This is a genomic window from Terriglobales bacterium (assembly GCA_035457425.1).
Lineage (GTDB): Bacteria > Acidobacteriota > Terriglobia > Terriglobales > Acidobacteriaceae > JACPNR01.
In genome coordinates this window covers 22419-28601 of sequence record DATIBR010000173.1, presented here as the reverse complement: position 1 = coordinate 28601, position 6183 = coordinate 22419, and the positions used below count along the sequence as shown (strand labels likewise).

7 protein-coding genes are annotated in these 6183 nt (G+C 64.4%); 5 read left to right on the top strand and 2 right to left on the bottom strand.

Annotated elements, in window-relative coordinates:
* Positions 1-139: 139 nt before the first annotated feature.
* From VLA96_13260 to VLA96_13250, 3 genes are read left to right on the top strand one after another with little or no spacing between them, the layout of a single operon-like run.
* Positions 140-1318, top strand: a complete 1179-nt coding sequence (locus VLA96_13260; protein ID HSE50168.1) for an acetyl-CoA C-acyltransferase — start codon at positions 140-142, stop codon at positions 1316-1318.
* 43 nt (positions 1319-1361) lie between these two features.
* Positions 1362-1775, top strand: a complete 414-nt coding sequence (locus VLA96_13255; GenBank protein HSE50167.1) for a GxxExxY protein — start codon at positions 1362-1364, stop codon at positions 1773-1775.
* 53 nt (positions 1776-1828) lie between these two features.
* Entirely contained in the window at positions 1829-3619 is a 1791-nt protein-coding gene (locus VLA96_13250; protein ID HSE50166.1) for an acyl-CoA dehydrogenase family protein, read from the top strand.
* A gap of 62 nt (positions 3620-3681) precedes the next feature.
* On the opposite strand, the gene VLA96_13245 is transcribed toward VLA96_13250, so the two are convergent.
* Complete coding sequence (locus VLA96_13245; protein HSE50165.1) at positions 3682-3939, bottom strand: hypothetical protein; 258 nt, start codon at positions 3937-3939, stop codon at positions 3682-3684.
* Between the two features lie 13 nt (positions 3940-3952).
* Positions 3953-4231 carry a hypothetical protein gene (locus tag VLA96_13240; GenBank protein ID HSE50164.1) on the bottom strand — a complete coding sequence of 93 codons (279 nt, stop codon included), beginning with the start codon at positions 4229-4231 and terminating at the stop codon, positions 3953-3955.
* 78 nt (positions 4232-4309) lie between these two features.
* Between VLA96_13240 and VLA96_13235 the strand changes: the two genes are divergently transcribed.
* Together VLA96_13235 and VLA96_13230 are read left to right on the top strand one after the other, a co-directional pair.
* Positions 4310-5581 carry a tetratricopeptide repeat protein gene (locus tag VLA96_13235; protein HSE50163.1) on the top strand — a complete coding sequence of 424 codons (1272 nt, stop codon included), beginning with the start codon at positions 4310-4312 and terminating at the stop codon, positions 5579-5581.
* Positions 5582-5630: 49 nt separating this feature from the next.
* Positions 5631-6179, top strand: a complete 549-nt coding sequence (locus VLA96_13230; protein HSE50162.1) for a DUF2911 domain-containing protein — start codon at positions 5631-5633, stop codon at positions 6177-6179.
* Positions 6180-6183 lie beyond the last annotated feature (4 nt).

The following is a 6183-nucleotide window of genomic DNA, read 5'->3' as shown; positions in this document are numbered from 1 at the left end:
TAACATTTCTCCTGAGTGCCCTCATGAGCGCAGTTATGACGCGGGGGAAGCATTTCTCGTGGGTCGTGTTCTTGGCGATAGCGTTTCTAAGCTGCCTAACCATTGTGCGGCACACGTTCCTCGTCGGAAGGTAAGTTTCATGCGTGATGCAGTCATCGTGAGTTCTGTCCGGACGCCCGTTGGCAAGGCCTACAAGGGCACGCTCCGTGCCACGCGGCCCGACGACCTCGCCGCCGTCGCCATCAAGGGCGCGCTCGCCCGCGTGCCGCAGCTCGACCCGAAGGAGATCGAAGACGTCATCCTCGGCTGCGCCATGCCCGAGGCCGAGCAAGGCATGAACGTGGCGCGCATCGCTTCCCTGCGCGCCGGCCTGCCGGTCGAGATCTCGGCCATGACCATCAACCGCTTCTGCTCGTCCGGGCTGCAGGCGATCGCGCTCGCGACCGAGCGCATCCGCGGCGGCGGCGCCGACGCCGTGCTTGCCGGCGGCGTCGAGTCGATGACCATGATCCCCATGGGCGGCAACAAAGTCTCAGCGAATCCGTGGCTGGTCGCGAACTATCCCGACGCCTACCTCTCCATGGGCCTCACGGCCGAGCGCCTGGCGCAGCGCTTCGGCATCACCCGCCAGATGGCCGACGAGTTCTCGCTCGCTTCGCACAAGAAGGCCATCGCCGCCATCGAAGCCGGCAGGTTCAACGACGAGCTGGTTCCTGTACCCGTGAGCTTCACGACGCCCAACGGCTCGAAGCCCAAGCGCCAGGAGATCACCTTCAAAATGGACGAAGGCCCGCGCGCCGACACTACGCTCGAAGCGCTCGCCGGCCTGAAGCCCGCCTTCCACATGAAAGGCACGGTGACCGCGGGAAATTCGTCGCAGATGTCGGACGGCGCGGCGGCGGCCGTCGTCATGTCCGAGGAGCGCGCGCAGGCGCTCGGCATCAAGCCGGTGGGGCGCCTGGTCTCCTTCGCCACCGCCGGCTACAAGCCGGAAGAGATGGGCCTCGGCCCGGTGTACGCCATCCCGAAGGCGCTGAAGCTGGCCGGGCTGAAGCTCGCGGACATCAGCGTGTTCGAGCTGAACGAGGCCTTTGCCGCGCAGGCGCTTTCCGTCATCCAAGAAGCGGGGCTGCCGCTGGATAAGGTGAACCCGAACGGCGGCGCCATCGCGCTCGGGCACCCGCTGGGCTGCACCGGCGCGAAGCTGGTGGCCTCGATCCTGCGCGAGCTGCAGCGGCGCAAGGCGAAGTACGGCATCGTGACGATGTGCGTCGGCGGCGGCATGGGCGCGGCAGGCGTCATCGAGAACTTGAATTAGACAAGCGCACCACAAAGGGCACAAAGGCTTCACAAAGGACCTCATGGCAACGGTGGCAACACAAGCAAAGAGATCGGCGAATGCGGTCAGCAAGCTGATCGTCGACGGCGCCATGAAGGTCCACACCGCCTTGGGACCGGGTTTGCTGGAGAGCACGTATGCCGCGTGCCTGGCACAGGAATTGCGTAATCAGGGCCTTGAAGTTCGAACGGAGGTTCCGCTCCCGGTCTTCTATGAAGGACTGAAGCTGGAGATCGGCTACCGTATCGACATGCTCGTGGGCGATGTCGTTGTCGTCGAAGTAAAGAGCATCGACGCGATCGCACCGATCCATCAAGCGCAACTGCTCTCCTATCTCAAGTTGAGCGGTAGAGGTTTGGGTCTGCTTCTCAATTTCAACGTTGTTCATCTGAAGGACGGAATAAGGCGCTTCGTGCTGGGTAGCAGTTGGCAGTGACCCTTGGTGTTGCCTTTGTGTCCTTTGTGGTGAGCTTTTTTTAAGGAGCCGAAATGGCCACAGCAGCGTTACCGAAGACGAAGATCACCGGCGGGAGCTGGCTGATCGAGGACCGTCCGCTCGAGGACGTCTTCACCCCGGAAGATTTCACCGAGGAGCACCGGCAGATCGCCGCGACCACCGAGGAGTTCGCGCTCAAGGAGATCGTTCCCAACATCGAGCGCATCGAGCACAAGGAGTGGGCGGTGACGCGCGAGCTGCTGAAGAAAGCCAGCGAGATCGGCATCGCCAACGTCGACGTCCCCGAGGAATACGGCGGCGCCGACATGGACAAGGTCTCGAGCGCGATCATCGCCGACCGCATCGCGAAGTCCGGCTCGTTCTCGGTGAGCTGGGGCGCGCACGTCGGCATCGGCACGCTGCCGATCGTGTACTTCGGCACCGCCGAGCAGAAGGCGAAGTACCTGCCCAAGCTCGCCTCGGGCGAGTGGGTGGGCGCATACGCCCTGTCGGAATCGACCTCCGGGTCCGACGCGATGAACTGCCGCACCAAGGCCGTGCTCTCCGCCGACAAGAAGCACTACGTGCTCAACGGCGAGAAGATGTGGATCACTAACGCCAACTTCGCCGACGTCTACATCGTGTTCGCCAAGGTCGACGGCGAGAAGTTCACTGCGTTCATCGTCGAGAAGACCTTCCCCGGCTTCTCCGTCGGCGCGGAGGAGAAGAAGATGGGCATCCGCGGCTCGTCGACCGCGCCGCTCATCCTGAACGACTGCCAGGTGCCGGTGGAGAACGTGCTGGGTGAGATCGGCAAGGGGCACATCATCGCCTTCAACATCCTGAACATCGGACGCTTCAAGCTGGGCGCGGGCGTGGTGGGCGGCATGCGCACGGCGCTGGCCAGCTCGATCGGCTACGCCAAGCAGCGCAAGGCGTTCGGCAAGGCGATCTCGGACTTCGGCATGATCCGCGAGATGCTGGCGAACATCGCCATCCGCGTGTATGCGGGCGAAGCGCTGGTGTACCGCACCATCGGCATGATCGACGCCGCGCTCGCCGACATCGACAAGAAAGCGGCCGACGCGCCCACGCAGATCCGCAAGGGCATCGAGGAGTACGCGGTGGAGTGCTCGATCGCCAAGGTGTGGGCGTCGGAGGCGATCGACCGCACGGTCGACGAGCAGGTGCAGATCTACGGCGGCTACGGCTTCGTCGAGGAGTACCCGGCGGAGCGCGCCTTCCGCGACGCGCGCGTCAACCGCATCTTCGAGGGCACCAACGAGATCAATCGCATGATCATCACCGGATGGCTGCTGAAGCGGGCGATGAGCGGGCAGCTCGCGCTCATGCCGGCCATCAAGAAGACGCTCGACGAGGTGATGGCCGGGCCTTCGAGCGAGGAGTTCGAGGGCGCGCTGGCCGACGAGCGCAAGCTCATCGCCAACGCGAAGAAGCTCACGCTGCTCATCGCGGGCGCGGCCACGCAGAAGTACATGATGGCCATCCAGGACCAGCAGGAGGTCATGGGCGCCATCGCCGACATGGTGATCGAGACGTTCGCGGCCGAGTCGGCCATGCTGCGCGCGCGCAAGCTGATCGCGGCGCAGGGCGAGTCGCAGTCGAAGCTCGCCGTGGCGATGACGCAGTGCTACCTGATGGACGCGATGGCGAAGATCGAACTCGCGGCGCGCAAGGTGGCGGCCGCGGTCGCCGAGGGCGACATGCTCCGCAGCCAGATGGCCATCATCCGGCGGCTGGCGAAGCACGAGCCCGCCAACACCATCGCGCTGAGGCAGCAGATCGCCGAGCGCGTGATCGAAGCCGGCAAGTACACGCTGTAGAACGATTGGCCACGGATTGACACGGATTTGTTCTTTCCCGTGTGATCCGTGGAAATCCGTGGCTAAGTTTTTTGGTTCTGCAGCTCCTGGATGGTGGAACTCACGAGTTCCTTGGAATCGTTCAGCAGCTTGAGGATGAGCTGCACGTCCATCGCGGGGCGGCCGGGCTGGCGCGCGCTCTGGCAGTAGACGCCGTGCTGGCCCACCAGCACGATGGCGTCGGTCAAAGTATCGAGCGTGGCGGCGAGCCGCCCGCGCGGCACGCCCATCTGGAACTCGTAGCGCTCCAGGTCTTCCCTGCGGTCTTCGAAGACGGACATCCTGCGATTGTAGTCACTTCCCTGTCGGGACGAGCACCTGGTGCACCGGAAGGATCTGCGGCGCGCCGAAACGCAGTCCCTTTGCCGCCATGATGCCGGCGAACACGGGCGCGAACGCATCGTAAGCTTCGCGCGTCTCCCAAACGGAGATGGTCATGAAATCTGTACCCTCACCCAACCCTGCATGGAAGAGAAGTCCCGGCGGTGGAGCGACGGGAGCTCCGCCTGCCCAGCTCTGTTGATATTGCTCGGCTGTCATTGCCGGTGGACGATAGAGGACGGCGATGGCCATTTCGCGCTCCTTTCGACGCCGCGATTCTAACCTCACTCGCGCTCACGAAGCGCCGCCGTTCTGGTCTAATAGCGTGCGATGAAGCTCCTTCGGGTCGCTGCTCTACTCCTCTGTTCCGTGCTGGCGTTCGCCGGCGATCTGGTCGACCGTGAGCCCGCGGTGCCGCTGATGTTCGAGGCGCGCGCCGCGCTCGGCAAGCGCGACTTCCCCACCGCCATCGCCAAGATGCAGGAAGCGCTGAAGCTTGCGCCCGACGACGCGCCCATGCTCTTCGCGCTGGCGCAGATCTACGCGCGCGCGGGCGAGAAGCAGAAAGCGATGGAGACGCTCGACCGCGTCGCGGCGATGGGCTTGGGCTTCCATCCCGACATCGATCCCAGCTTCAAGGCGCTGGCGCAGGAGCCGGGCTGGCCGGCGCTGCTGAAGAAGTTCGACGACCACCTGCCGCAGGTCGCGAAGAGCACGGTAGCGTTCACCATCGCCGAGCCGGATCTCTATCCGGAAGGCATCGCGTGCGACCCGCGCGCGAAAGCCTTCTACGTGGGCAGCACCGTCAAGCGGAAGATCCTGCGCGTAGGGGCCGGCGGCACCGCGGCCGACTTCGTCGCTTCCAAGCAGGATGGCATTCAGCTCGTCCTCGGCCTGAAGCTCGACCGCGAGGGAAAGTCCCTTTGGGCAGTGGCTTCGGCCGCGACCGACTTCGGCCATGCGGATAACGTCTCGGGGATCTACCGCTACGACCTGAAAACCGGCAAGCTCCTCGAGAAGCACCTGATGCCGACGACCGAACCGCACTTCCTGAACGACCTCGACATCACCGCCAATGGCGACGTCTACGCGACCGATGTGCTCGCCGGCACGGTGTATCGCTTCGTGCCGGGCAGCGACAATGCGCCGGAGGCCGTGGTCGAACCCGGGAAGCTGCGCGGCGCCAACGGCATCGCGTTCTCGCCAGACGGAAATTTCCTGTATGTCGCGGCCTCCGGCCGCGGCCTCTCGCTCATCGACATGAAAGCCAAGAGGCTGTCCGTGGTGCTGCTGCCGCACGGCGTCGCGACCGTCGGCATCGACGGCCTGTACTGGCATCGCAACAGCTTGGTCGGCATCCAGAACGTGCTGGGCCGCGCGCGCGTCATGCGCTGGCAGCTGGCCGCGCCCACCGGCATCGGCCACAGCGAGATCCTCGACCAGATGCGTCCGGAGCTGGAAGAGCCCACCACCGGCACGTTCTGCGGCGACGACTTCCACTACCTCGCCAACACGCAGCTCAACCACGCCGACGACAAGGGGCAGCCGGAAGCGGGTTACAAGACGAAGCCGGTCATCGTGCTGAAGATTCGGCTGCGCTGACTTGGCAGCCGCGCGTCGCGCCTCTTACACTTTCTTTCGGAGGATGATCATGCGCAAAGCTCTTCTCTTTTCACTCCTGTTGGCGATGGGCGCGTTGGCGCTCGCACAGAAACCCGCGCCGGACAAATCAAAGCGCCCGAGCCCGCCGGGCAAGCCCGCGGTCTGCACCTTCTCGGACGGCAAGACCATCACCGTGGAATACAGCCAGCCCGCGATGAAGGGCCGCAAGATCTACGGCGGCCTGGTGCCCTACGGTGAAGTCTGGCGGACCGGCGCGAACGAAGCGACCACGTTCGTCACCACCGCCGACCTCACCATCGGCGGCCAGACCGTTCCCGCCGGCAACTACACGCTCTATACCGTCCCGAGCGAAAAGAGTTGGAAGCTCGTCCTGAGCAAGAAGACCGGGCAGTGGGGCATTCCGTATCCCGAAGGCGAGGACCTCGGCCGCTACGAGATGAAGACCGAGCTGATCGAGATCCCGATCGAGAAGCTGCTTATCACGTTCATGGAGAAGCCGCGCGAGAACGACGTCTGCACGCTGCGCATCGACTGGGAGAAGACGCGCGCGTACGTGGACATCGCGGAGAAGAAGTAGCGCG

Coding starts and splice junctions, on each gene's coding strand:
- VLA96_13260 (HSE50168.1), top strand. CDS start 140: ATGCGTGATGCAGTCATCGTGAGTTCTGTCCGGACGCCCGTTGGCAAG.
- VLA96_13255 (HSE50167.1), top strand. CDS start 1,362: ATGGCAACGGTGGCAACACAAGCAAAGAGATCGGCGAATGCGGTCAGC.
- VLA96_13250 (HSE50166.1), top strand. CDS start 1,829: ATGGCCACAGCAGCGTTACCGAAGACGAAGATCACCGGCGGGAGCTGG.
- VLA96_13245 (HSE50165.1), bottom strand. CDS start 3,939: ATGTCCGTCTTCGAAGACCGCAGGGAAGACCTGGAGCGCTACGAGTTC.
- VLA96_13240 (HSE50164.1), bottom strand. CDS start 4,231: ATGGCCATCGCCGTCCTCTATCGTCCACCGGCAATGACAGCCGAGCAA.
- VLA96_13235 (HSE50163.1), top strand. CDS start 4,310: ATGAAGCTCCTTCGGGTCGCTGCTCTACTCCTCTGTTCCGTGCTGGCG.
- VLA96_13230 (HSE50162.1), top strand. CDS start 5,631: ATGCGCAAAGCTCTTCTCTTTTCACTCCTGTTGGCGATGGGCGCGTTG.